This window comes from Porphyrobacter sp. LM 6, from assembly GCF_001720465.1.
Classification (GTDB): domain Bacteria; phylum Pseudomonadota; class Alphaproteobacteria; order Sphingomonadales; family Sphingomonadaceae; genus Erythrobacter.
On the sequence record NZ_CP017113.1, the window covers coordinates 2,636,469 to 2,661,095 of the forward strand.

Here is a 24,627-nt window from a genome sequence, read left to right on the forward strand (position 1 = left end):
GCCGCCAGGGAAACGCCAACTCTGTTCGAATCGGATATTTTTCAAAGGGAGAAAGAAGCAAATGAACCCGCCTCCCTTGACTGCTTGAACGTCCTTCACGTTGCCAAACCATCGATGATCGGACAATCTGGACGGTTGTCACCGTGGCACTGGCGGGCGAGATCCAGGAGGGTGCGCCGCATGCTTTCGAGCGCCTTTGCCTTGCGCCCCAATTCGTCCGCCTGGGCGAGTGCCAAGGCCTTGACCTCGCTGCTGGCCCGCTCACGATCAGACCATAGGGCAAGCAAAGTCGTGATCTCCTCCGTGCCGAACCCGAGATCGCGGGCATTGGCAATGAAGCGCAGGCGATGAACATCGGCATCGGAATAATCGCGATACCCACTCCCGCGGCGCGGTGGCGCGGGGATCAGGCCGATCTTTTCATAGTGCCGGATCATCCGCTGCGAGACGCCGCTTGCCTGCGAGGCTGCACCAATGTTCACAGCTTCACCCGATTGAGACGCAGTGCGTTGGCGACAACGCTGACCGAGGACAAGGCCATCGCCGCCGCAGCGATCATAGGCGAAAGCAGGATGCCGAAGAACGGATAGAGCAGCCCTGCCGCGACCGGAACGCCGGCCGCATTATAAATGAAAGCGAAAAACAGATTCTGGCGGATGTTGGACATCGTCGCCTCGCTGAGCTGGCGGGCGCGAACGATGCCGACAAGATCGCCCTTCAGCAGCGTCATCCCCGCGCTTTCCATGGCGACATCGGTGCCGTGCCCCATTGCTATGCCGACGTCCGCCGCCGCAAGCGCGGGCGCATCGTTCACTCCATCGCCGGCCATGGCGACGACGCGGCCTTCCTGCTTCAGCCGCGCGACGACATCGGCTTTCTGATCGGGCAGGACGTCGGCTTCAACGGCATCGATCCCGAGCCGGCGCGCGACGGCGGTGGCTGTCGTGCGGTTGTCACCGGTCAACATCACCACGCGAATGCCATCTGCGCGCAAGGCAGCCAGTGCTTCCGGCGTTGTTGGCTTGATCGGATCGGCAATGGCGAATACGCCTGCCACCTGCTGGTCCAGCCCCATAAAGATGGCCGTTGCACCATCCTCGCGAAGTGCATCGGCTTCGGCAGCAAGAGGCGCGGTATCGATCCCCGATTCCGTCAGGAAGCGCGCGTTGCCTAACGTGATGCGCTTGTTCTCAACCACACCAACGGCGCCCTTGCCGGTCGGGGAATCGAAACCGCTGACGGGAGGGATTTCGATGGACCGGCTGATCGCCGCATCGACGATCGCCAACGCCAGCGGGTGTTCCGACGCCCGCTCCACGCCGGCCGCCAGCCGCAGCAATTCCGCTTCCTCAAGCCCTGCCGCTGCGATGATCCGGGTGACGGCGGGCTTGCCTTCGGTCAGCGTGCCGGTCTTGTCGACCACCAGCGTGTCGACCTTTTCCATATGCTCCAGCGCCTCGGCATTCTTGATCAGCACGCCAAGTCCCGCGCCGCGCCCAACGCCCACCATGATCGACATCGGCGTGGCAAGGCCCAGCGCGCAGGGGCAGGCGATGATCAGCACGGATACCGCCGCAATCAGCCCGTGGGCAAAGCGCGGCTCTGGCCCCCAGATGCCCCAGAGTGCGAAGGCAAGAATGGCAATGCCGATAACCAGCGGCACGAACCAGCCGGAAACCTGATCCGCCATGCGCTGGATCGGCGCGCGTGAACGTTGCGCTTCAGCAACCATCTGCACGATGCGGGACAGCATGGTGTCCCGTCCGACCTTGTCTGCGCGGATTATCAGGGCACCGCTCTGGTTCATGGTGCCGCCGATCAGCGATAATGGTCCCAGCTACATCGCGGGGGAACTGGCGGAATACATCGAGGCCAACAAGATGAGCCACATGCGCGGTGCCCCGATGCACCCGCAAACCCAGGGCAAGATCGAGCGCTGGCACCAGACCCTGAAGAACCGCATCCTGCTGGAAAACTACTTCTTGCCCGGTGACCTCGAGGCCCAGATCGAGGCGTTCGTCGAGCACTACAACCACCAGCGCTACCACGAGAGCCTCAACAATGTGACGCCCGCCGATGCTTACTTCGGCAGGGCACCGGCCATCATCAAACAGCGTGAAAGGATCAAACGACAGACCATCGAATATCGGCGCTTGCAACACCGCAAGTTCGCCGCCTAAAACCCAACCCCAGACGAGGCCCGCACTCCGCTAATCTACGCCACCATCTGCGCCAAATGTTCTGACGACGGACATCTCACGCCGTCGACTAGCATCAACTGGCTTCTCTTAGTTGGAGCAATCGCATTTGGGCTAGGCGCACTGATCAACGACACTTGTCTTCTCGGGTCATTGGCACGCTTGGGCGATGGGGAGATAAGGCTTATAGCGCTGCCGCTTGGCTTGGCTTTCGGTATATGGGCGGCCGATCAAACAAGGTTCGGCTATGAGGCGTCATGGCCAAGCCTCACTGCTACTCCCACTCTGTTGGGCCTTGCGACGCTTGCCGGTCTTTTGTTGGTGCTTATGCTGTCGATCGTGTTCGTCTGTATAAAGCGCGTTGCGCGCAAGAGGCCGGCGTGGCCCTTCGCCGCGTCGATGATCGGCCTCGGCGTAACTGGCGGTCTATTGTACGCACTGTCACCAGCGTGGACCTTCGCTGACTTGATTCAACGCGGGCTTCCTCTCCGCATGTCACCATCAGGCGAGGTCACGCTTGTTACGGTGATCTCATCGGTCGCGGGTGCTCTCACGGCTTCCTTTCGGCAGGGCAATCTGCGTCTTCAACTGCCCACTGGCTATGGCATAATTCGATCGATCGTCGGTGGCGCTCTCATGGGTGTCGGTATAGCTCTCATACCCGGCGGGAACGACGCAATGATCTTGGCGGCTGTTCCTACGCTCTCTCCTGGCGGAATAGTCGCCTACCTTCTGATGACGCTGACCATCGTCATCGGCTTTGCCGCGCGGAACGCGCTGCCCGGCCGGCGCGCTCCCGCACTGTAGAGCCGCGAAAGCACTTCAAAATGGATGCCCGTGCGATCATTCCTGCCGTCGATACGGACGATGCCTTTCAACCGGGCAGTCGAGACAACGGGCCTGATCGCACAGCCGGCAAGTCGCAACCCCCCGAGGGGATCGCACAGTAGAGACGACAGGATGGAGTCGGCCGCGCGCTCCAATGCGCCGCGATCCTCAACTGAAACCTTGCTGAGTAGCTCCGCCACAGCGGCGTTACGGAGGCCAAGCAACTTAGTTCTCTCTACTTGGCCGAGGGCGGTTAAAGTAACGTGAGCCACACGACGGTCAGAAGTCGATTGCGACTTCGCTACGAGTTTCTGATCCTCCAGCCTCTCGACGACGCGGACGGCGCCTGCGTGTGACAGTCGAAGGACTTGGCGGACCTGTCCGATCGACATGCCCGGCGCGTGACCGATAGCGATGAGAGCGGCAGCGGTCTCGCCACCAGCGCTGAAAGCCTCGCCGATCGCTATACGCACTCGATCCGCTACCGCTTGCGAAAGCGCGCCGAAAATGTTGATCAAGCGATCAGAGGGTTCATCCATCATCGCAACTCATTCGATATATGCGTCGCGCATACGATATCGAGTGAGTGTTGTCGAGCCGTCCCACGGGCAGGCTACAGAACTGCCAAGCCGCTAGAGCGCTACTATAGGAGTTCACAACCGTCGCCAGGTTGTCCCTGTAGGTCCATCCTCCAACGCGATACCCAAGTCTGTGAGTTCTGCGCGGATCCGGTCCGCCTCGGCGAAATCCTTTCGGCTCTTCGCGTCCGTGCGAGCGTCGATCAGACGGGCGACGTGATCTGATTCCCCACTAGGCCCGTCTAAAAAGAAGCGAAACCAACGTTCACGTCTCGAAAACAGCCCAAGGAGCATGCCGCTCGCAATGAGCGATTTCGGGTCATCGATCGCGACCAACTTTGAGAGCGCCAGCGGCGTGTTCAGGTCGTCGGCAAGGGCGTCGACGACAGCTTGATTGCAGTCATCGATGCCGAGTTCCTCATCGTCGATGAAACTAAACATCTTCAGTCGCCGATACAGTCGATCCAAAATCGTTTTTGTTTGGGAGAGCAGCGCCTCGTTCCACTCCAGCGGCTGCCGATAATGCGCTGACAGCAACGCCAGACGCAGCGTCTCGCCTCCGTGGCCCCGCTCCAGCAGTTCGCCGACGCTCACAACGTTGCCGAGGCTCTTTGACATCTTCCCAACACCGGCCGCAGTGTCCGTCATCGTCAGAAAGCCGTTGTGCAACCAGTAGCGTGCCAACGGCGAGCCTGCATGAGCCGACCGGCTTTGTGCGCTTTCGTTTTCATGATGGGGGAACACCAGATCAAGCCCGCCGCCATGAATGTCGATTGTCTCGCCGAGATTCTCTGCAATCATTGCCGAGCATCCGATGTGCCAGCCCGCGCGCCCACGCCCCCAGGGCGAGTCCCACCCGATTGCCTCCGGCGGTGACGGCTTCCACAGGACAAAATCGGCCGGATCCTTTTTGTAGGAAGCCACCTCCACCCGTGCGCCGGCGATCATTGCATCGCGGTCACGGCGTCCGAGCGCGCCATAGTGCAGGTCGGACGGGACATGAAACAGCACGTGGCCGTGTGTTTCATAGGCGAAGCCGCCCTCGAGAAGCTTAGAGATCATGGCGATCACGCCAGGAACATGGGCTGTGGCTTTCGGCGCGATATCCGGCGGGCGCACGCCTAGTGCGCCCATGTCGGCGAGGTACAGTTCCTCAAACCGCCGCGCGATAACTGACGGATGCACACCCTCCGCGCTCGCTTCATCGATGATCTTGTCGTCGACGTCAGTTACGTTGCGGGCATAGGTCACCGCATCCATTCCATAAACATGCCGCAGCAGGCGCGAAAGCACGTCGAAAATCACGGCCGGCCGCGCGTTCCCAATATGGGCGCGGCTGTAGACAGTCGGTCCGCACACATACATCGTGACCCGGGCAGGATTGCTCGGAACGAACACGCGCTTCTTAAGAGCAGCCGTATCGTGAAGCTTGATGATAGTCATCGCCGGCTCTCTCGCGCTCACGGCCTCTTGCCCGGCAGCGACGAATGCTCGGCTTCAGACGTCGTCGGTGCCCACCGGCCCACCTTCACCCTCCATTCGATTGATGGCGCGCACATCCTTGGCATTGAACTTAAGCCGCACCCCGATCCCCCCGCTCGAATCATCGTCGATAAAAACCGCGCCTCCGCGTTCGAGTGCATCGCGTAACCGAGCTATGTCGGCGAAATCGAGCCCCGCTCTGCCAGCTTCGAAATCCGCTATGGCGTCTTCCTGCAGCCCCGCCACTAAGGCAGCGTGAGCGCGGGGCCACTGAACAAGAGCACGCGCTGCGCGCGCCAATGGTCCAGTCATGCCCATGATCGCTCCTACCCGAATGTCGTTCTCGGCGAAGCAGGCAGCATCCCTATCGTAGCCGCCTGCATCCTGCCGGCTAGATCAGCTTGCCCATGGCTACTGCCGTATCCGCCATGCGCGTGGCGAAGCTCCACTCGTTGTCGTACCAGGCAAGGACCCGAACCATTCTGCCGTCCACGACGTCAGTTTGCGGCAGAGCGACGATGGCGGATTCGCTGCGGTGGGTGAGATCGATTGAAACAAGGGGTTCTGAGGTCGTCGCGAGCACACCCTGCATCGACCCTTCAGCGGCCTGCCGAATGGCGTCGTTGACTTCCTCGATCGACACTTCACGGGCGGCTGACACACTCAAGTCCACGACAGATACGTTGGGCGTCGGTACGCGGATGGACGATCCGTGAAGCTTCCCTCTCAGCTCTGGGAGTACGAGCCCGATCGCGTTCGCGGCGCCAGTAGACGTCGGGATCATAGAGAGTGCGGCAGCACGCGCGCGGTAAAGGTCCTTGTGGACGGTGTCCAATGTCGGCTGGTCGCCCGTATAGGCGTGCACCGTCGTCATATATCCGCGCTCGATGCCGAAGAGATCGTTCAAAACCTTGGCTACCGGCGCGAGCACGTTCGTCGTGCAAGAGCCGTTCGAGACGATTATGTCATCTCGCGTTAGAGCGTCGTGATTGACCTTGAAGACGATGGTCTTATCAGCCCCCTCGCTAGGCGCTGAAACCAATACTCGCTTCGCGCCTGCCCGAAGGTGGGATTGTGCCTTTCCGCTCGTCGTGAAAAGCCCAGTGCACTCGAGCACGACATCGACGCCAAGCGATGCATGCGGGAGGTCTGCCGGATCACGCTCCGAAACAACTTTAATCCTTCCGGAACCGACGTCGATCCAGTCCTCGCCCGCTGCGATAGAGCCCCGGAAGGGACCATGCACCGAGTCGTACTTGAGGAGATGCGCCATCGTGGTGACGGGACCAAGATCGTTGATGGCCACCACCTCAATGTCTTGGCGGCGATGCTCGACAATCGAGCGCAACGCGAGGCGTCCGATACGTCCGAAGCCATTTATTGCGACCTTGATCGTCATGCGCGTCTCCGCTTGTCCGTAGTTCAAGCCGCTTGATCGACGGCCTTCCTCGGCGTTCGCCCTGGCGTACCGCTCATCGCCGACGGCCGGCTGAAGCCGACGGCCCTGAAAGACCGAAACGGTTGAGTATGTATGCGCCGCGCATAGACCTATCGCGAGGAGAGTAGAACGTCAACACGTTGCCAGTGCGCCCATGGCGTTGCGTTCAGCCAAGTGTAGTTGCAGGTCGCCGTCACGGTTGCGCGCCTGACAGGAGGTATCGCCTTTGTGCCGGACAGAGATGCGCAAAAGGCGCTCGCTGCCCAACGAGCAACAGGCGAGGTCCGCGATCGCATGCTGATTGACCTCGGAACACGTAGCTCCGCCGCACACGCGGTCCAATGCCTAGGCGCAGGAGTCGCGCAAGCCTGCGGATAACGAGGTCGCCACGTCTAGCGGGACGACCGAGGTGATTCGTGTCCCGGCTCGGTGGTCATGCGGTCAATCTCGCGAACATCATAGCCGATAGCTATCGATTGAAGGGCGTCTTGAGCGCTGCGACATCTCATAGCTACAGCGGGGGGGAGTCCCGTAACCGACTGTAAAGCATTGTAAAAGCGCGCTTTCCTAACGCAGTCTCTCCGCAAATCGTGTAAGAGTTTGGCTTGCTGTCTATGCTCCGCGCACATATAGATGCGGCAATGGATGGACCTCGAGATCGCAACATTTTCGGGGCGTTCGCACTCATGATCAGCGACGACATCGTTCGCGCTAGTTCATCGCGGGCGCCGGAAGCTGGCCCTGCTGCCTCTGCATTGGCGCTGCTCGCGCACAAGCCTGGGCTATCTATTCGTATGCTCGCGGTCGGCGTGGGCCTGTCACACGCAGGAACGGTTCGTCTCGTGGACCGGCTAGCGGCCGAAGGGCTGATCGAACGCCGGGGTCATTCAACAGACGGACGCACGCGGTCTCTCTATCTCACTGAGTCAGGGAAGGTTGCGAGCGACGGCGTGCTCGCATCGCGGGACGAAGTCATCGCCGAGGGTCTTTCGATCCTCGATCCTGCCGAAGTGAAGCTCCTGTGCGATATCGCCGAACGCGTCCTCCGCGCTCGTTTGGAGAACCTCGAGCACTCATATCGGATTTGTCGGCTCTGCTGCTACGATGGCTGCACCAACTGTCCAATCGACGCCGAACTGCACGAAAGAGGCGTGGATCGAGAAGGCAGCGACGGCGCGTAACCAGCTTGTTGACGTGGCGGCGTCAGTGCTGCGCGATCAAATAAGCTGCGAGGAAGCCCACAACGGTTATGAAACCGATGAACGGAGGCGCCTTTTCGAAGGCTTCTGGAATCATTGCCTCAGCCAGCATCGCGATGACCGCGCCCGCAGCGAAGGAAAGAATTGCGGGAGCTTGCGTATCGGCCGAACCAAAAAGCAGATTGCCCAAAGCTGCTGAAATGCCCACGAGAAGTGGGATGCCGATCCAGATCGTGAAGATGTAGCGTCGAGATCGCCCGGCGACTTTCATACCCGATGTACTCGACAGACCCTGCGGCACGTTTGCGAGAAAGAATCCAGCGATCACCGCAACGCTGATCGCGCCGCCGTTCGCGACCGACATCCCGATCACCATCGCTTCCGGGATGCCGTCAAGGACGCTGCCGAGCGCGATCGCAGCGCCGCTCCCGTGCTGCTCGCCCTCACGCGGCTGCTCGGTGCATTCACCGCATCGCTTGCGATTCTTCGCGCCACGCCGAGACAGGTAGAAATTGGCTCCGCTGAAGATCGCAGCGCCGGCAAGCAGCGCGATGACCGCTGTGGGCCCGAGATCGTCCGAGACCCGTTCTCCAATGAGCTCGGTGGCTACAACTGCTATCAGAACACCGCCGCCAAAGCCCATGACGGCTGAAATCATGCGGTGAGTGAGCTTGCCAAAGAGGGCATCCGCGACGATCGCGCCGACAAGCAGCCCACTGCCTGACAGCAATCCCCACAGGCCCGCGATCACGTACTCAGGCATCACGACCTCGCTTCGCATCGCGAGACGCGAAGCCGAACATGAGACAAAGCCGCGCCAGTTTGGAACTCATCGATCTGACCTGTCCAAGCGCCAATTCGCTCGCTCGAAATGGCAGCTATAACCCTGGGGATTCCGGGCGAGATAGAGTTGGTGCTCAGCTTCCGCCTCCCAGAACGGCTCCTCCGGGTTGATTTCGGATACCACCGGGCCAGGCCAGCGGCCTGACGCTTCGATCTCGGCGATCGTTTTTAAGGCCACGTCCATTTGGGCCTGCGACGTGTAAAAGATCGCCGAACGATAGCTTGGACCGACGTCGCTACCTTGCTGCTCGTAAGTTGTCGGGTCGTGGATCTGGAAGAAATATTCCAGGATCTTGCGATAGCTCGTCACCGCCGGATCAAATGTGATCTCAACCGCTTCCGCATGGCCATGATGACGAGCATATGTAGGGTCAGGCATCTCTCCGCCTATGTAGCCAACGCGCGTGCCTACGACCCCCCTGGCTCGCCGAAACAAATCCTCCAAGCCCCAGAAACACCCACCAGCAAGGATTGCGCGTTCTCGACGCATGGTTTCGCTAACTGATTGACCGTGACTTTTTGCGGAAGTCACGATTACGGCTCCACCTTCGTGGGCGTGATGAATGCTAATCCGTCTATCAACTCGGTTTGCACATCCGACCCTCGGAGGAGCGTCAAGTCCACCGGACAGCGATCAGCAATCTCAAGTATCCGCGCACGCTGCTCATCACTCAACGGCCCCTCCAGAACGACCGTCCGTTTGAAGCGATCGGGGGGCATCATATCTGCCACTTTCATGTGCTCGACGGTCGTGCTCGCGCGCTCAAGCGGAAATCCCTTGCGGTTCGCGTAAAGTCGCATCGTCATGACGGTGCAGGCCGCTAGACCGGCTGACACCAATTCATAAGGGGACAATCCGCTGCCAAGTCCGCCGACCGACGGCGGCTCGTCCGCAAACAAAGTGTGCTCGCCGCTGCGCACCGTAAGCTGGAACTTTCCGGCTAGCGTCTCCGTGGCGCTCACGCCCTTCGCCGCTTCAACTTGCGGGAGGTCGTCCACGAGTGGCGGAAGAAAGCGGTTGGCCCAGGCAGCGACCATAGCGGCAGCGTAGTTCGCGTCGCCTGCATCGCTGAGGAGGTGATCCGCCGTATCAAGCGATATGAAGCTCTTTGGGTGGCGCGAGGAGACGAAGATGCGCGACGCATGGTTGATCCCAACCACCTGATCGACCGGGGAGTGCATAACCAGCACCGGACGTCGTAGTGAGTTGATGGCCGTCTCCACATCGATTGCTTGCAAAGACTCGATGAAGCTACGACTGATCACGAATGATCGACCGGCGATTTCGACCGAGGCTTCCCCGTCTTCCCTGATGGCGTCGAGGTCATCTTGCTTAAAGATGCTCAGGATATGGTGCAGGTCCGCCGGCGCACCGATCGTTGCCACCGCAGCGACATCTGGTAGCTCTGACGCGGCTACGATTGCTGCAAGGCCGCCAAGACTATGCCCGATAAGAAGAGAGGGGGTCTTACCGGCGGCCTTCATCGCCTTTGCGCCTGACCTGATATCCTGAACGTCCGAGGCGAAGTTCAAAGCATCGGCGGTCGGCTCGCCGATCCCAGCGCCGGCAAAGTCAAATCTCAAGACGCCGATGCCCGCGCGCGACAACGCGCGCGATATGTGAACTGCGGCACGGTTGTCTTTTCCGCAGGTGAAGCAATGGGCGAAAATCGCCCAGCCGCGAGGTGTTCCCTCCGGGGGTTCTAGCCGCCCGGAAATCCGTGAACCTGCCGCGTTGAGAAACGTGAACGCAGTGCCTGCCATGTCTTCGAGCCTCCCACACGCCGCGGTGCGAGCGTGCCAGCGCGCAAACTCGGCCGAACCGATCGACATATTCGCGACCAAACCCAGCACCGCAGGACATCTCTTTTATATGCGTGGCGCATATAGACAAGCCCCTCGGTCATGATTATATGCGTCGCGCATACTTCTGTAGGGCGTCCGCGGGGGACGTTCAGTCAGCGGTAGCATCTGTCAGGCGCACGGGCCGAAGGGCTATGGAACTCAATCAGGTCAGCTATTTCATCAACTTGGCCGAGACGCTGAATTTCACGGCAGCTGCTCGTCTTAGTGGTGTCTCCCAACCAAGCCTGACCCGCGCGATCCGCCGCCTGGAGGAAGAACTTGGTGGACCGCTGATTTATCGTGACGGGAAGAACAGCAGGCTCACCGGCCTCGGTCAGGATGTCGAACTCGAGTTCCGCCGCATGCTGGTCGCGATGAAAAGCGTAAGGCATCACTCGGAAAACTGGGCCATGGGACGACACCGCGTTCTCGATGTCGCGGTCGCTCCGACGGTCGGCCCAAAGGCTTTCACGACATTTTTCGACAGCGCCTTGGAAGAGGTTCCGTCAATCGAGATCAAACTGCATTCGCTACAGTCGAGCGAAGACACGTCGGAGGTGCTCTCAGGTAAGTACCATGCTTGCATCCTACCCCGCGAATCGAGACCGGACCGCAAGCTCGATGTCCGGCCCCTGTTCAAGGAACGGTTCGTGCTGGGCTGCTCCGTCAATCACCCTTTAGCGGAGACCGACACCGTTCGCGGCGAAGACCTCCTGGCCTTCCCGTTCGTGGATCGGCTGAAATGCGAGTTCCGCGATCAGATCCTCGATCACTTCGCTCGGCGGGAGGTGCTCGTCCGCCCTCGTTTTCGCTCAGATCGAGATGATTGGGTCCAGCGTGTCGTCGCTGAAGGGCGGGGGATTTGCATTCTGCCTGAACGATCGGCTGCCGCGCCTGGCTTGGTAACCAGACCGATTGAGGGTTTCGCCCTGGAACGTGAGGTGGTGATCGCGACCGTTTCAGGGTCCACGGCGCCGGTCGAGATACGGAAAATTGCACAACTCGCAGCGCGTTACGAGTGGAGTTGACCTCGCAAGCAAAGTGCACGGGCGGTATCAAAACTATACACACGACGTATTGGATAAAAACTGGAGCCGCTGCGATAGTTGAGGCGACCACCGCAAAGATAAACTGAACGTAGTGTGCCTGGACCTCTAACTAAGTATTGGAGACCATCATGAAGTTTGAGAAATCAAAGGAAGCAATTGAGCGCCTGACGCCGGAACAGCGCCGGGTCACCCAGCAGGACGGCACCGAGCGGCCCTTCACCGGCGAGTACAACGATAACAAGGAGGCGGGCATCTACGTCGACGTCGTATCCGGTGAGCCGTTGTTCGCGTCGACGGACAAGTTCGAGTCGGGCACCGGCTGGCCGAGTTTCACCAAGCCGATCGTCCCGGCGCACGTCAACGAGGTTCGAGACAGCTCGCATGGGATGGTACGGACTGAAGTTCGCTCAGTACACGGCGACAGCCATCTCGGTCACGTGTTTCCGGATGGTCCGTCCGACCGCGGCGGCCTGCGCTACTGCATCAACTCAGCAGCGCTTCGCTTCATCCCACGCGATGAGATGGAAGCCGCGGGCTACGGTGAATATCTCGATCAAGTAGAGGAGGCCTAACATGCAGCAGCGCGCTGTTCTCGCAGGCGGGTGCTTCTGGGGTATGCAGGATCTGATCCGCAAGCAGCCCGGAATCGTCTCGACCCGCGTGGGTTACACCGGTGGCGACGTGCCAAACGCCACCTATCGCAATCATGGCACGCATGCCGAAGGGATCGAAATCATCTTCGACCCCGAGGTGACGAACTATCGCAACATCCTGGAGTATTTTTTCCAGATCCACGATCCGACCACGAAGAACCGTCAGGGCAATGACCGCGGACTCTCATACCGGTCGGGCATCTACTACGTCGACGACGAACAAAAGCGCGTCGCAGAAGACACGATCGCTGATGTTGACGCATCCGGACTGTGGGACGGCAAGGTGGTCACCGAAGTCGAACCCGTTGGGGATTTCTGGGAAGCAGAGCCAGAGCACCAGGATTATCTGGAGAAGCGGCCGGGTGGCTACACCTGCCATTTCCCTCGCGCAAACTGGGTGCTCCCCAAACGTAATGACGCTGGCGACACTCAGCGCACCGCCGGAGAGGCAGCGGAATAGCTGCAACGGCCAGCGCGGCTAAGCCCCTGGATCGTAAGCATCGGGACCGCATCGACCAGCGATGCGGTCCCCGAGCCAGCCAATCAGGCGGTCACGCTTCTTCGCTGAAATCACGTTGTGGGATCGCCCAGCATGCCAGACCTTTCATCGTTTCCGATCACTCAGCGCTGGCCCGCCTCCAACACTGATCTGTTGCAGCTCTATGCGGCTCCGACGCCAAACGGCGTCAAGGTCTCCATCATGCTGGAGGAGACCGGCCTCCCATACGAGCCGCACTTCATCGACATCAGCCGGAATGAGACCAAAGACCCGGCTTTCGTGTCTCTAAATCCCAACGGCCGCATACCCGCGATCATTGACCCATCCGGTCCGGACGGTGAGCCGCTCGGTCTTTGGGAATCCGGTGCGATCCTCGTCTATCTTGCCGAGAAGACCGGCCAACTGATCCCAGCGGCGGCAGCCAGGCGTTACGAAGCGCTCAGTTGGGTATTTTTCCAAATGTCGGCGATCGGCCCGATGTTCGGTCAACTGGGTTTCTTCCTGCGTTGGGGCGGCAAGGACTATGAGGACAAGCGGCCTCAGCAGCGGTTCGCCGACGAGTCCAAGCGCCTCCTGGGGGTGTTGGATCGCCAGCTCGAAGGGCGCAACTGGATCGTCGAGGACTACTCCGTCGCCGACATTGCGACGCTCGGCTGGGTCAATGCCCTGGTCGGCAGCTATGACGCCGGCGACCTGCTGCGCCTTGACGATCACCGGAACGTCCGAGCGTGGCTAGACCGCGGCCTTGCTCGGCCAGCTGTGCAGCGGGGCCTGCTCATCCCGGCGAGGCCGGCATGAGCGTCATCGCCGCGTATTACTACAACGAGGGTCGGCGGATCCGCGAAGTCGCGATCGACGAGCGCGTCGAGCTCGACAAGAGCCGTTCGGGCTTCTGCTGGATTGGGCTCAGCGAGCCGTCAATAGGCGAACTGAAGACGCTTCAGGCGACCTACAATCTGCATCCATTGGCGATCGACAACGCGATGCACCCGATGTGCCCGCCGAAGCTCGAAGTTTACAATGGCGAGCTTTACGTCGTCGCCCAGACGGCCGAGCTGGTTGGAGATCGCATACGCTACGGCAAAACGGCGATCTTCACTGGCCATAACCACCTCATCACCGTGCGCCACGGCAACGCCGGGGCATTGGGCAATCTTCGAGAGCAACTGGAGGGCTCGCCCGCCCAGTTCGGAAAGGGCGTCGATTACGTCCTTCACGCGATCCTGCACCGGATCGTAGATCAGTATCTTCCCATCTTCGAAATGATCGAAGATGACGTTCTCGAGATGGAGAGGCGGTCGCTCGACGATTTCCTCGGGCGAGAGGAAGTCGCCCGCATCTTCGGCTTACGATGCGAGCTAACGCGCTTTCAGCGTACGCTCGGCGCTATGGCGGAGCTGGTGCGCAAGCTCGTGCGCGGACACTTTCCATGCATCAGCGCTGAAGTTCGCCCCTACTTCAACGACGTCGCGGACCATGTCGATCGCGTTCAGTCCATGGTCGACGGCCTCCTCCAGGTGTTGTCCACTGTTTTCGAATTCAGCAGCCTGCTGGAAGCGCAGAGAACAGGTGTCATCACGCGCCAACTCGCGGCCTGGGCGGCCATCCTTGCGGTCCCGACGGCCATAGCGGGGATATACGGGATGAACTTCAGGAACATGCCTGAGCTGGATACAGCCTACGGCTTGTTGATTGCCACTGAGATCTGACCCGGGATTTTCATCGAGAAGTGACCCGGGTGATGGTTATGTCCCGCGATGCGGGCGGTGGGTCAAGCGGGTGATTTTTCCTTTCTGGTTTTGGGTGCTGCCGAGCTGTCCCTGAACCGGAAGCTGTCATTGCCGGTCTCGAGGATGTGGCAGTGGTGAGTGAGCCGATCGAGCAGCGCGGTTGTCATCTTGGCATCGCCGAACACGCCGGACCATTCGCTGAAGCTGAGGTTGGTCGTGATGACGACGCTGGTGCGTTCGTAGAGCTTGCTGAGCAGATGGAAGAGAAGCGCGCCGCCTGATGGGCTGAACGGCAGGTATCCCAACTCATCCAGGATGACGAGGTCGAGACGCAGCAGGCGCTCGGCAAGCTGACCGGCCTTGTTCATGGCCTTTTCCTGTTCCAGCGCATTGACCAGATCGACGGTGGCGAAGAAGCGGACCTTTTTGCGATGATGCTCGACGGCCTGCACGCCGAGCGCGGTGGCAATGTGCGTCTTGCCGGTGCCGGGCCCACCGATGAGCACCACGTTGTCGGCGCCATCGATGAACTCGCCGCGGTAGAGTTGGCGAACCATGGCCTCACTGATCTCGCTGGAAGCGAAGTCGAACCCGGCCAGATCCTTATAGGCGGGGAACCTGGCTGCCTTGATCTGGTAGGCGATGGACCTGACCTCTCGTTCGGCAAGTTCGGCCTTGAGCAACTGCGAGAGGATGGGGACGGCTGCAGCGAATGCGGGCGCCCCTTGCTCGGTCAGGTCACTGACCGCCTGGGCCATGCCGTACATCTTGAGTGCGCGCAGCATGACCACGACGGCGGCACTGGCGGGATCATGACGCATGACGCAGATCCTTGTTCCGCAGCGTGTCGTAGCGCGCAACGTTGGCCTTGGGTTCGCGCCGCAGGATCAGAGCCTGCGGGGCATCGATCCTTGGCGGAGTAGCGTCCTTGCCGTCGATCAGGCGGTGCAGGATGTTAAGGATATGGGTCTTGGTCGGCACGCCGGCCTCCAGCGCCAGTTCCACGGCACGCAGCACGGCCTGTTCGTCATGGTGCAAGACCAGCGATAATATCTCCACCATCTCCCTGTCGCCGCCGGGATGCCGCAGAAGCTGGCCCTGTAGCTGCCGGAACGCTGTCGGCATCTCGGTGAAGGGGGCGCCGTTGCGCAGGGCACCGGGCTTGCGCTGGACCACCGCGAGGTAATGCCGCCAGTCATAGATCGTCCGTCCCGGTTGATCGTGGGATCGCTGGATGACCCGTCCATGTTCGCACAGGATCTGTCCTTCGGCCGCTACGACAATGCGTTCGGGGTAGATCCGCACGCTCACCGGCCGGTTGGCGAAGGAGGCGGGCACGCTGTACCGGTTGCGCTCGAACGATATCAGGCAGGTCGGGGATACCCGCTTGGCATGCTCAACGAAGCCGTCGAAGGGCCGCCCCAGCGGCATCAGGCTGGCAACCTCGGCGGCATGCACATCGGCAATGGTCCCGGGCAGAACACCATGCTGGATCTGGCTCCACTGCGCGATGCAATGCGCCTCGAGCCAGGCATTGAGCGCATCGATATCCGGGAAGGCAGGCATCACCTGCCACAGTCGCCGCCGTGCATCCTGAACGTTCTTCTCGACCTGACCCTTCTCCCATCCCGAGGCCGGGTTGCAGAACTCGGGCTCGAACAGATAGTGGCTCGCCATGGCGGCAAAGCGGGCGTTGACCTGGCGGGCCTTGCCAGTGCCGATCTTGTCGACTGCGGTCTTCATGTTGTCGAATATCCCGCGCTGCGGCACGCCGCCCAGAACCCGGAAGGCCTGGGTCATGGCGTCGAACAGCATCTCATGGGTCTGGAGCGGATAGGCCCGCACGATGAAGGCCTTGCTGTGCGCCAGCTTGGTGTGTGCGGCCTGCAGCTTGGTCTGCTTGCCGGCGATTATGGCCCAGTCCTCGCTCCAGTCGAACTGGAATGCCTCGCCTGGCTGGAACACCAGCGGCACGAAAGTCCCGCGCCCGCTGGTCTGGGCGTCGCGTTGACGGTCGGCCTTCCAAGCCCGCACGAACGCCGCTACTCGGTTGTAGGAACCATCGTAGCCCAAAACCACGAGATCCGCGTGCATCTGCTTGGCCGTGCGCCGCTGCTTGCGCGACTTGCCGGCGTCGATCCGCAGCCAGGCCGATAGCTTCTCCGCAAACGGGTCCAGCTTGCTCGGCCGTGCTGGAACCTTGAACTTCGGCTCGACCGTATCCGCCCGCAGGTACTTGCGGATCGTGTTGCGCGACAATCCCGTGCGCCGTTCAATCTCTCGGATCGGGATGTGCTGCCGGAAATGCCAGCGTCGGATTACACTCAGTAACGCCATGTCGATCACTCCTCGTTCCCCCGACACCAAAGCCAGGGGGAAAGGTCAGAACATGGGTCACTTCTCAGTGGAAATTTATGCCCCTCCCGGGTCAGATCTCAGTGGCAATCAACACGCTGGCTATCGAATGCTGCGCCTGTTCTTGCTGCGCCAGCAGTAATCGGCGGCTTTGCCTCTGAGGCAGAAGAGAACGAATTGGTCGAGCTCAATGCATGGGTGCAAAGTCGCGGATTGGCGGAGGGCTTATTGGGCTATGAGCTGGTGGATGATGCCACCGGCGAACAGCGAGCCGTTCTCGACATTGCGTGGCCTCAGGGCGTCCGACAGGAGCTGACCGAGGCAGTCGCGGTCCTGATTGACGAAAGCGCCGAGTTAATGTCTTTGGCCAATTCAGCTGGGTTCAGATGCTTTACTACAGCAGATGCTTTCCGTCAGTATGTGGTTCATGAGGTTGAGGGTGAACCAGTGTCATGATCGATACAAAGACGCGCCTGACCGATTACCCTTTTGCCTTGCAATCAGAGCTCCAGGATGCTGCTAACGAGCATGGCTATCGTATAGCTCAGGGGCAGGCAGCTGGGTGGCTGTTCTTTTCGTCTGCCTCGGCTCCGGGTGAAATAGCCGTCGCAGCTACAAAAAACGGCATGTCTGGCCCCTTCTTCCTATCCGTCGCTCACCCTGGGGCTGCGCGGGAGCTGAAAGCTGAACCGGCGCAACCATGTGCAAAAGGTCATTCAGGCGCCTTTGCCTTTCCAGATCGGGGCGCGCTCTTCGAAGCAGTCAGTATCGTGTACCGCCTGTCACTGAGCCTTCCGACATTGCCGTATGAAGAGTACCTCAGGGATATCGCTGGCCTGGGAGACACAGAGGCAGAACGACTTCAGAAAGCTCGCATAGGTCAGGATCGCTTCCGATCTGCCTTAATGGACTACTGGAATGCGGCCTGCCCATTGACCGGAATCAGGGAGCCTGCACTCTTGAAGGCCTCCCATATTATCCCATGGGCAGAATGCCATACGGACCAAGAGCGCTTGAACGTCCACAATGGCCTATTGCTCTCAGCCCTTTGGGACGCGGCCTTTGATAGCGGCCTTGTAACATTTGATGATCGCGGGCGTGCAGTACCTTCGCCGCGCCTGGGGGGAAGTGCTCAAGAAGCCCTAGGGATAGCAACGTCGCCGACACTCGTGCTTTCCGATGAGCACAAAAGTCGGCTCGAATGGCACAGAAATCACATTTGGATCAGTGCATAGTTGCTGCCATCTGGGGCCGAGGCATAGAGCGGAGTTGATGATGGGGCGTGCTCGACGAATGAGTGCTTATCTCAAAATTTCAACCAGAATGTAAAATAAGTTCTTCACTTTCAATGCGATAAGATAATCCACTAAATTAGGTCCGGTCGAGAGCTTCGGAGAATATCGGGCTGAAGAGAGCAAATTTGCCCCGGCACCGCAGATGTGCGGTGGAGAGGCTGTTGCCTATAACCCTTGAAATGCACGGGATTTTTCGCGCAAAACCCATGGAATAGAATGATTCCAATGGGATGAATGGCGGAGAGGGTGGGATTCGAACCCACGTTACCGTTGCCGGTAAACCGCATTTCGAGTGCGGCGCATTCGACCACTCTGCCACCTCTCCGCGAGGCCTGTCGCGCGTCTTGGCGCCGCGTGGTCGGTGCGGCAGGCGACTGGAAGCGCGCCCGTTAGCCCAAGCCCTGCGGCTTGCCAAGTCCTGTCGCGGCATAAAATGCGGGCATATCTTGGCTCCGCGCAGGACCGCCGCTTGTTTTGCCGCAGCGACGGTCCATATTGCAGCGCATGGACCGCGCAGAGTTCTTCTCGATGCAGGCAGGGCGCACCATCATCGCCCCGCGCCAGACCCGCGCCCGCTTCGGCATCGGCGATGTCGTCCGCCACCGGCTGTTTGCCTTCCGCGGTGTGGTCTTCGATATCGATCCGGTGTTCGCCAATAGCGAGGAATGGTACCAGTCGATCCCCGAAGAGATGCGCCCGCCGCGCGACCAGCCGTTCTACCACCTGCTCGCCGAGAACGAGGATTCGTCCTACGTCGCCTATGTCAGCCAGGGCAATCTGGTGGCCGATCCGCAAGGCGGGCCGGTCGATCACCCGACCGTGCGGCAGCTGTTCGACAATTTCAAGGATGGCCGCTACCGGATGCGCCGCTCGCTCACGCATTGATCTGTCTTGCGCCGTCCCGTCCGGGTTGGCGGCCCAACACCATCAATTCTTGAGTTTCCAGCCCGAGCGCAGCAGCGCGTAGACGGCAGCAATCATCACAAGATTGAGCGCCAGCAGGCCGGCACCTGCGGCCAGCACATGGCTTTCCGCCCCGATGTCGCTTGCCCCGAGAAAGCCAAAGCGGAAGCCCGAGATCACGTAGAAGAACGGGTTGGCGCGGCTGACCGCCTGGAACACGCCGTGAAGGTTCTCGATCACATAGAACGTACCCGACAGCAGCGAGAGCGGCGCGATGATGAAATTGGTGATCGCGGCGTTGTGATCGAACTTTTCGGCCCAGATCGAGGTCGCCAGCCCCAGCGTCGCGAGCATCAGCGATCCCATCAGCCCGAACCAGATCACCGCCCAAGGATGCGCCATGCCGAGCGAAACCCCCGGCCACAGCGCCATCGCCAGCCCGACCGTGAACCCGACCGCGATCGCGCGGGTGATCGCGGCGCCAAGGATGCCGATCATCAGCTCGCCCGAGGATAGCGGCGGCATCAGCAGGTCGATGATCGTCCCCTGCATCTTGCCCGACAGCAGCGAGAAGGAGGAATTGGCAAAGGCGTTCTGCATCATCGCCATCACGATCAGCCCCGGTGCGACGAAGCTGGCGAAGGGCACGCCGAGCACCTCGCGCCCCTCTCGGCCTAATGCGACGGTGAAGATCACCAGAAACAGCAGCGTCGTGAAGGCCGGAGCCCAGATCGTCTGCGTCTGCACCTTGAGAAACCGGCGCACCTCCTTCATATAGAGGGCATACAGACCCACGCGGTTGAGCCCGGTAATCACCGGCACGCCGTGCGGACTGAACCGGGTGCTCCCGCCGGTCTTGTCATCGGGCGTCTTTTCGGTCACGGGAGCAGCGTTCGCGACAGGGTTTGCAGGAGCAGGTTCGGCCATGGCACAGGTGCCTAGGCCGCGCTGGCTTCCATGACAAGCACCGGCCGCCAACACGCAAGCGGGCACAGGAACAGGTAAAACACATGAGCTGGACGGACGAGCGCATCGCGACGCTCAGGAAAATGTGGGAAGGCGGCGCAACCGCCAGCGAGATCGCCACCGAACTCGGCGGGGTCAGCCGCAATGCCGTGATCGGCAAAGCGCACCGCCTGGGGCTCAAGGCCCGCCCGTCCCCGGTCAAGGCCAACGAGAAGAAGAAGGCCGCTGCGCCTGCGCGCAAGCCGGCCAACGCCCCTGCCCGTCCCGCGCCCGAGCCGCGCACCGAACCGGCTGAGCGAAGCGCTGCCGCCCCGACGGCCGAACGCGCCGCTCCCCGCGCAGCCGCCCCCGCAGCACGCGACACCGCCAACACCGAAGCGGCTGCCTCGCCCTCGCAGCCTGTGCCCAATCCGCAGGCCGATCTGCCCAAGATCGTCTCGGTCGGCCCCGGCGGCTTCCTGCGGCAGGGCCCGGGTGACCAGCAGGCTCCGATCCCCCCTGCCCCGCCGCGCCGTCTGGTGCCGGCCAAACCGAGCCCCGAGATCGCCGGCAAGACCAGCCTGCTCGATCTGTCGGACAAGGTGTGCCGCTGGCCGATGGGCCATCCGGGCGAGCCCGATTTCCACTTCTGCGGCGAGCAGGTGAACCCCGGTTTCCCCTATTGCGTCGAGCATTGCGGCCGCGCCTACCAGGCCCAGCTGCCGCGCGGCGTGCGCCGTCCGCCCCCGCCGCTGCCGTTTGGCGGACCGCGGGTGCGCTAATCGCAGACGGGCGCGTGATGAAAATCGCTCGCCTTGCCGGCGCGATTGCCGCGCTCGGTCTTGCGCTTCAATCCGGCGCTGCGTTGGCCGCGCTCCCGGAGTCTGTGCGCGCGATGATCGATGCCGCCATCGCGACCGGTGACGAGACCAAGGTCCGCACGGTCATTGATCTGGCGCGCACCACCAATCCGGCTGATAGCGCCGAGCTCGATGCGATCATCGCGGCCTACGACGTGCAGCTCGCCGAGGCCAAGGCCGCCGCTGCCGCCGCGAAAGAGCAAGAGGTCCGCACCGCGGGTCTGTTCGAGAACTGGTCCGGCAAGGGCGAGTTCGGGGCGTTCCGCGCCACGGGCAATTCGTTCAACACCGGCATCACCGCCGGGCTCACCGCCGACCGGCAGGGCATCGACTGGCGCCACCGCCTCACCGCCCGCGTCGATTACCAGCGCGCCAACGGGGTCACCACGCGCGAGCAGTTCCTTGCACGCTACGAGCCCAACTTCAATCTCTCCGGCAACGTCTACGTCTATGCGCTGGGGCAATATGAGCGCGACCGGTTCCAGGGGTTCCTGGGTCGCTATGCAGCATCGGGCGGCATCGGCTATCAGGTGTTCAACGCCGATGACCTCAAGCTGTCGGTCAAGGCCGGCCCGGCTTACCGCGTCACCGAATTCACCGACGGCCGCAGCGAAAGCCGCATCGCGGGGCTTGCCGGCGTGGATTTCGACTGGAACATCACCAAGCGGCTGACGCTGACGCAGGATACCAATGCGGTGGCGGAAACCGGCGGATCGGCGGTCGCGATCATCGATTCGCGCAACACCACGCTCGATCTCATTACCGGCCTCAATGCCGCGATCAGCAGCAAGCTATCGGCACGCTTCTCCTACGCGGTCGAATATGACAGCAACCCGCCCCCGGGCGCGGTGCAGACCGACACCCTCAGCCGCGTGACGCTGATCTACGACTTCTGAGCGAACCAGATGATGTGATGCGCGCCCTTGTTGTTGGGGCGCGATCGCACGTTCCATTCGGTCACCGTCAGCCCCGTATCGTAAAGCCGCTTGCGGAACGCGGGGTCAGGCCCGGCCGACCACACCGCAAGGATACCGCCCGGCGCGAGGGCATCCCGCGCTTTCGCAAGGCCCGTGCGCGAATAGATCCGGTTGTTGGCATCGCGCACGATCCCGTCGGGCCCATTGTCGACATCGAGCAGGATCGCATCGAACTTGGCACAGGTGCCATCGTTCGCATCGTCGATCAGGGCAGCGACATCGCAGATCTTCAGGTCGAGGCGCGGGTCCGACAGGCCCTCACCCGTCAGCGCCGCCATCGGCCCCTTGGCCCAGTCGATGATCGCCTCCGAGATTTCGGCGACCACGATCTGCGCCTTCGCTCCCAGCTTGGTCGCCGCAGCACGGTAGGTGAAGCCCATGCCATAGCCGCCGATCAGGATACGGGCGTTGTCCTTGCCGAGCCGGTCCAGAGTGAGGTCGGCGAGCTGTTCCTCGGAAAAGCGCATCCGCGTGCTCATCAGCTCGTTGCGCCCCATCACGATCATGAAGTGACCCGCATGGGTGTAGAGTTCGAGAGTGACACCGTCCTCGATCTGGGTGGTGTCGATCAGTTCGCGCTGGAGCATCTGTCACAATTCCAAAAACAAGGCCGCCCGGATCGCTCCGGACGGCCGTTGTTTGTGCCTCGGATGAGGCGATCAGTCCTTCAGGAAGTCAGGCAGACCGGCCGGGCCGCTGTCGCGATCACGGCCGCCGCGGTCACCGCCGCGTCCACCACGATCGCCGCCGCGACCACCACGGTCACCGCGCGGACCACGACGATCACCGCCGCGGTCACCACGATCCCCGCGCGGCTCGCGCGGTTCGCGCGGCGGACGGGTGTCTTCCAGCTCTTCGCCGGTTTCCTGGTCAACCACGCGCATCGACAGGCGGACCTTGCCGCGCTGGTCGATCTCGAGAACCTTGACCTTCACTTCCATGCCTTCGGAGACGACATCGGTCGGCTTTTCAACGCGCTCGTTGCGCATTTCCGAGACGTGCACGAGGCCGTCCTTGCCGCCCATGAAGTTCACGAACGCACCGAAGTCGACGATGTTAACGACCTTGCCGTTGTAGATCTTGCCGACTTCAGCTTCCTCGACGATGCCGAGGATCCACTTCTTGGCCGCTTCGATCTCGTCGAGGTTCGAGGACGAGATCTTGATCACGCCTTCATCGTCGATGTCGACCTTGGCGCCGGTTTCAGCGACGATCTCGCGGATCACCTTGCCGCCGGTGCCGATGACATCACGGATCTTCGACTTGTCGATCTGGATCGTCTCGATGCGGGGTGCGTGCTTGCTGACTTCGGTCCGGGCACCGGTCAGCGCCTTGGCCATTTCGCCGAGGATGTGCATACGGCCGGCCTTCGCCTGCTCGAGCGCCTTGGCCATGATCTCCTGCGTGATGCCGGCGATCTTGATGTCCATCTGCATCGTGGTGATGCCTTCGGCGGTCCCGGCCACCTTGAAGTCCATGTCGCCGAGGTGATCTTCGTCACCCAGGATGTCCGACAGAACGGCAAAGTCGCTGCCTTCGAGGATCAGGCCCATCGCGATGCCCGACACCGGCGCCTTGATCGGCACGCCTGCATCCATCATCGACAGACAGCCGCCGCACACGGTCGCCATCGACGACGAGCCGTTCGACTCGGTGATGTCCGACAGAACGCGGATGGTGTAGGGGAAGTCTTCCTTGCTCGGCAGCACGGGGTTGAGCGCGCGCCATGCGAGCTTGCCGTGGCCGACTTCGCGGCGACCCGGCGCGCCGAAGCGGCCCACTTCACCGACCGAATAGGGCGGGAAGTTGTAGTGCAGCATGAAGCTGGAATAGCTCAGGCCTTCCAGACCATCGATCATCTGCTCGGAATCCTTGGTGCCGAGCGTGGTGGTGCAGATCGCCTGGGTTTCGCCGCGGGTGAACAGCGACGAGCCGTGGGTGCGCGGCAGGAAGCCGACGATCGCTTCGATCGGGCGAACCTGATCGAGCTTGCGGCCATCGATGCGCGAACCTTCCTTGAGGATGGCGGTGCGAACGATGTCGGCTTCCACCTTCTTCATAGTCTTGATCGCGACCATCTGGGTCTGCGGGGTTTCGTCCGCGAACGCAGCCTTGGCCTTGGCCCGCGCCTCGTTCAGCGCGTTCGAACGCGCCGACTTGTCGGTGAGCTTGTAGGCGGCGGCGATATCCTTGCCGACGAGGTCCTTGAGCTTCGCCTTGATGTCGGCGGTGTTGTCCGAAAGATCGACAACCCACGGATCCTTGGCAGCCTTTTCGGCCAGTTCGACGATCGCGCCGATGACCTTGCGGATCTCGTCATGCGCGAACATCACCGCGCCGAGCATTTCGGCTTCGGTCAGTTCCTTGGCTTCGGATTCGACCATCATCACGGCCGTGTCGGTGGCAGCGACGACGAGGTCGAGGCGGCCTTCGGCGAGCGCCTTGTCCTGCTTCGGGTTGAGCGTGTATTCGCCATCGACAAAGCCGACGCGCGCAGCGCCGATCGGGCCCATGAAGGGCACGCCCGAAATGGTCAGTGCAGCCGAAGCCGCGATCATCGCGACGATATCGGCCTCGGTCTCGCCGTCGAACGACAGGACCTGCGCAATCACGTTGATTTCGTTGTAGAAGCCTTCGGGGAACAGCGGACGGATCGGACGGTCGATCAGGCGGCTGGTGAGCGTTTCCTTTTCGGTCGCGCCGCGTTCACGCTTGAAGAAGCCACCTGGGATGCGCCCGGCAGCCGAGAACTTTTCCTGATAGTGCACGGTGAGCGGGAAGAAGTCCTGCCCTTCCTTGACGCTCTTGGCGGCAGTGACAGCGCACAGCACCACGGTTTCGCCATAGGTCGCCAGCACGGCGCCATCGGCCTGACGGGCAATACGCCCGGTTTCCAGAGTGAGGGTCTTTCCGCCCCACTCCAGCGATACGGTTTTCGTGTCGAACATTG

Annotated in this window: 24 protein-coding genes, 1 tRNA gene and 2 pseudogenes; 12 read left to right on the top strand and 15 right to left on the bottom strand. The window is 61.4% G+C overall.

Annotated features, from left to right (window positions below; all coding sequences use genetic code 11):
- Positions 1–95: 95 nt before the first annotated feature.
- A complete protein-coding gene (cueR, locus tag BG023_RS12665) occupies positions 96–482 on the bottom strand; it encodes a Cu(I)-responsive transcriptional regulator (protein ID WP_069310776.1) in 387 nt (128 codons plus the stop codon).
- Positions 479–1,825, bottom strand: a pseudogene (locus BG023_RS12670) (copper-translocating P-type ATPase); the annotation flags it as partial. The pseudogene BG023_RS12670 and the gene cueR, both read right to left, overlap by 4 nt.
- Between BG023_RS12670 and BG023_RS12675 the strand changes: the two are divergent.
- Positions 1,818–2,180: pseudogene (locus BG023_RS12675) on the top strand (integrase core domain-containing protein); the annotation flags it as partial. The pseudogenes BG023_RS12670 and BG023_RS12675 sit on opposite strands and share 8 nt — an antisense overlap.
- Positions 2,181–2,324: 144 nt before the next feature.
- The gene (locus BG023_RS12680; RefSeq protein WP_233993109.1) at positions 2,325–3,005 is read left to right on the top strand and encodes a YeeE/YedE thiosulfate transporter family protein; all 681 of its coding nucleotides are present in this window, start codon (positions 2,325–2,327) and stop codon (positions 3,003–3,005) included.
- Here BG023_RS12680 and BG023_RS12685 read toward each other — a convergent pair.
- The 4 genes from BG023_RS12685 to gap form a co-directional block, all read right to left on the bottom strand.
- The gene (locus tag BG023_RS12685; protein ID WP_233993002.1) at positions 2,924–3,568 is read right to left on the bottom strand and encodes a MarR family winged helix-turn-helix transcriptional regulator; all 645 of its coding nucleotides are present in this window, start codon (positions 3,566–3,568) and stop codon (positions 2,924–2,926) included. The two genes, BG023_RS12680 and BG023_RS12685, sit on opposite strands and share 82 nt — an antisense overlap.
- A gap of 111 nt (positions 3,569–3,679) precedes the next feature.
- Entirely contained in the window at positions 3,680–5,047 is a 1,368-nt protein-coding gene (cysS, locus tag BG023_RS12690; RefSeq protein ID WP_069311315.1) for a cysteine--tRNA ligase, read from the bottom strand.
- A 54-nt stretch (positions 5,048–5,101) separates the two neighbouring features.
- Positions 5,102–5,404, bottom strand: a complete 303-nt coding sequence (locus tag BG023_RS12695; protein WP_069310779.1) for a DNA-binding protein — start codon at positions 5,402–5,404, stop codon at positions 5,102–5,104.
- A 73-nt stretch (positions 5,405–5,477) separates the two neighbouring features.
- Positions 5,478–6,485 (bottom strand): type I glyceraldehyde-3-phosphate dehydrogenase, encoded by a 1,008-nt coding sequence (gap, locus tag BG023_RS12700; RefSeq protein ID WP_069310780.1) that lies wholly within the window; start codon positions 6,483–6,485, stop codon positions 5,478–5,480.
- Between the two features lie 725 nt (positions 6,486–7,210).
- On the opposite strand from gap, the gene BG023_RS12705 reads away from it, so the two are divergent.
- Positions 7,211–7,705: a MarR family winged helix-turn-helix transcriptional regulator gene (locus BG023_RS12705; RefSeq protein WP_210408504.1), complete on the top strand. Its 495-nt coding sequence runs from the start codon at positions 7,211–7,213 to the stop codon at positions 7,703–7,705.
- A 22-nt stretch (positions 7,706–7,727) separates the two neighbouring features.
- Here the strand turns inward: BG023_RS12705 and BG023_RS12710 are convergent, their stop codons facing one another.
- The 3 genes from BG023_RS12710 to BG023_RS12720 form a co-directional block, all read right to left on the bottom strand.
- Entirely contained in the window at positions 7,728–8,486 is a 759-nt protein-coding gene (locus BG023_RS12710) for a ZIP family metal transporter (RefSeq protein ID WP_069311316.1), read from the bottom strand.
- A gap of 66 nt (positions 8,487–8,552) precedes the next feature.
- Positions 8,553–9,056 carry a peptide-methionine (S)-S-oxide reductase MsrA gene (gene msrA, locus BG023_RS12715; RefSeq protein ID WP_058193752.1) on the bottom strand — a complete coding sequence of 168 codons (504 nt, stop codon included), beginning with the start codon at positions 9,054–9,056 and terminating at the stop codon, positions 8,553–8,555.
- 44 nt (positions 9,057–9,100) lie between these two features.
- The gene (locus BG023_RS12720) at positions 9,101–10,330 is read right to left on the bottom strand and encodes a bifunctional alpha/beta hydrolase/OsmC family protein (RefSeq protein ID WP_058193757.1); all 1,230 of its coding nucleotides are present in this window, start codon (positions 10,328–10,330) and stop codon (positions 9,101–9,103) included.
- 233 nt (positions 10,331–10,563) lie between these two features.
- On the opposite strand from BG023_RS12720, the gene BG023_RS12725 reads away from it, so the two are divergent.
- The 5 genes from BG023_RS12725 (at position 10,564) to BG023_RS12745 (ending at position 14,321) form a co-directional block, all read left to right on the top strand.
- Positions 10,564–11,439: a LysR family transcriptional regulator gene (locus BG023_RS12725; RefSeq protein ID WP_170233918.1), complete on the top strand. Its 876-nt coding sequence runs from the start codon at positions 10,564–10,566 to the stop codon at positions 11,437–11,439.
- 149 nt (positions 11,440–11,588) lie between these two features.
- Positions 11,589–12,032, top strand: coding sequence for a peptide-methionine (R)-S-oxide reductase MsrB (gene msrB / locus BG023_RS12730; RefSeq protein ID WP_058193748.1), 444 nt, complete (start codon positions 11,589–11,591; stop codon positions 12,030–12,032).
- A gap of 1 nt (position 12,033) precedes the next feature.
- Positions 12,034–12,573, top strand: a complete 540-nt coding sequence (gene msrA / locus BG023_RS12735) for a peptide-methionine (S)-S-oxide reductase MsrA (RefSeq protein WP_058193745.1) — start codon at positions 12,034–12,036, stop codon at positions 12,571–12,573.
- A 132-nt stretch (positions 12,574–12,705) separates the two neighbouring features.
- Complete coding sequence (locus BG023_RS12740) at positions 12,706–13,410, top strand: glutathione S-transferase N-terminal domain-containing protein (protein ID WP_058193743.1); 705 nt, start codon at positions 12,706–12,708, stop codon at positions 13,408–13,410.
- Complete coding sequence (locus BG023_RS12745; protein WP_069310782.1) at positions 13,407–14,321, top strand: magnesium and cobalt transport protein CorA; 915 nt, start codon at positions 13,407–13,409, stop codon at positions 14,319–14,321. The genes BG023_RS12740 and BG023_RS12745 overlap by 4 nt, the downstream gene beginning before the upstream one ends.
- Before the next feature lie 62 nt (positions 14,322–14,383).
- Here BG023_RS12745 and istB read toward each other — a convergent pair whose 3' ends face one another.
- Positions 14,384–15,163, bottom strand: a complete 780-nt coding sequence (gene istB, locus BG023_RS12750) for an IS21-like element helper ATPase IstB (RefSeq protein ID WP_069310783.1) — start codon at positions 15,161–15,163, stop codon at positions 14,384–14,386.
- Positions 15,153–16,679 (bottom strand): IS21 family transposase, encoded by a 1,527-nt coding sequence (gene istA / locus BG023_RS12755; protein ID WP_069311317.1) that lies wholly within the window; start codon positions 16,677–16,679, stop codon positions 15,153–15,155. The genes istB and istA overlap by 11 nt, the downstream gene beginning before the upstream one ends.
- Positions 16,680–17,149: 470 nt before the next feature.
- Between istA and BG023_RS14605 the strand changes: the two genes are divergently transcribed.
- On the top strand, positions 17,150–17,932 hold the full coding sequence (locus tag BG023_RS14605) for an HNH endonuclease (RefSeq protein WP_083234693.1): 783 nt from the start codon (positions 17,150–17,152) through the stop codon (positions 17,930–17,932).
- A 295-nt stretch (positions 17,933–18,227) separates the two neighbouring features.
- On the opposite strand, the gene BG023_RS12765 is transcribed toward BG023_RS14605, so the two are convergent.
- Positions 18,228–18,317: transfer RNA gene (locus BG023_RS12765), tRNA-Ser, on the bottom strand.
- 179 nt (positions 18,318–18,496) lie between these two features.
- Here BG023_RS12765 and hspQ point away from each other — a divergent pair.
- The gene (gene hspQ / locus BG023_RS12770; protein ID WP_069310785.1) at positions 18,497–18,877 is read left to right on the top strand and encodes a heat shock protein HspQ; all 381 of its coding nucleotides are present in this window, start codon (positions 18,497–18,499) and stop codon (positions 18,875–18,877) included.
- A 42-nt stretch (positions 18,878–18,919) separates the two neighbouring features.
- Here the strand turns inward: hspQ and BG023_RS12775 are convergent, their stop codons facing one another.
- Positions 18,920–19,822, bottom strand: coding sequence for an ABC transporter permease (locus BG023_RS12775; protein ID WP_083234694.1), 903 nt, complete (start codon positions 19,820–19,822; stop codon positions 18,920–18,922).
- A gap of 83 nt (positions 19,823–19,905) precedes the next feature.
- Between BG023_RS12775 and BG023_RS12780 the strand changes: the two genes are divergently transcribed.
- A complete protein-coding gene (locus BG023_RS12780; protein ID WP_069310786.1) occupies positions 19,906–20,622 on the top strand; it encodes a GcrA family cell cycle regulator in 717 nt (238 codons plus the stop codon).
- Positions 20,623–20,639: 17 nt separating this feature from the next.
- Positions 20,640–21,596 carry a DUF481 domain-containing protein gene (locus BG023_RS12785; protein ID WP_069310787.1) on the top strand — a complete coding sequence of 319 codons (957 nt, stop codon included), beginning with the start codon at positions 20,640–20,642 and terminating at the stop codon, positions 21,594–21,596.
- On the opposite strand, the gene BG023_RS12790 is transcribed toward BG023_RS12785, so the two are convergent.
- Complete coding sequence (locus BG023_RS12790; RefSeq protein WP_069310788.1) at positions 21,584–22,264, bottom strand: spermidine synthase; 681 nt, start codon at positions 22,262–22,264, stop codon at positions 21,584–21,586. The genes BG023_RS12785 and BG023_RS12790 overlap by 13 nt on opposite strands.
- Before the next feature lie 72 nt (positions 22,265–22,336).
- Entirely contained in the window at positions 22,337–24,625 is a 2,289-nt protein-coding gene (gene pnp / locus BG023_RS12795) for a polyribonucleotide nucleotidyltransferase (RefSeq protein WP_069310789.1), read from the bottom strand.
- Positions 24,626–24,627 lie beyond the last annotated feature (2 nt).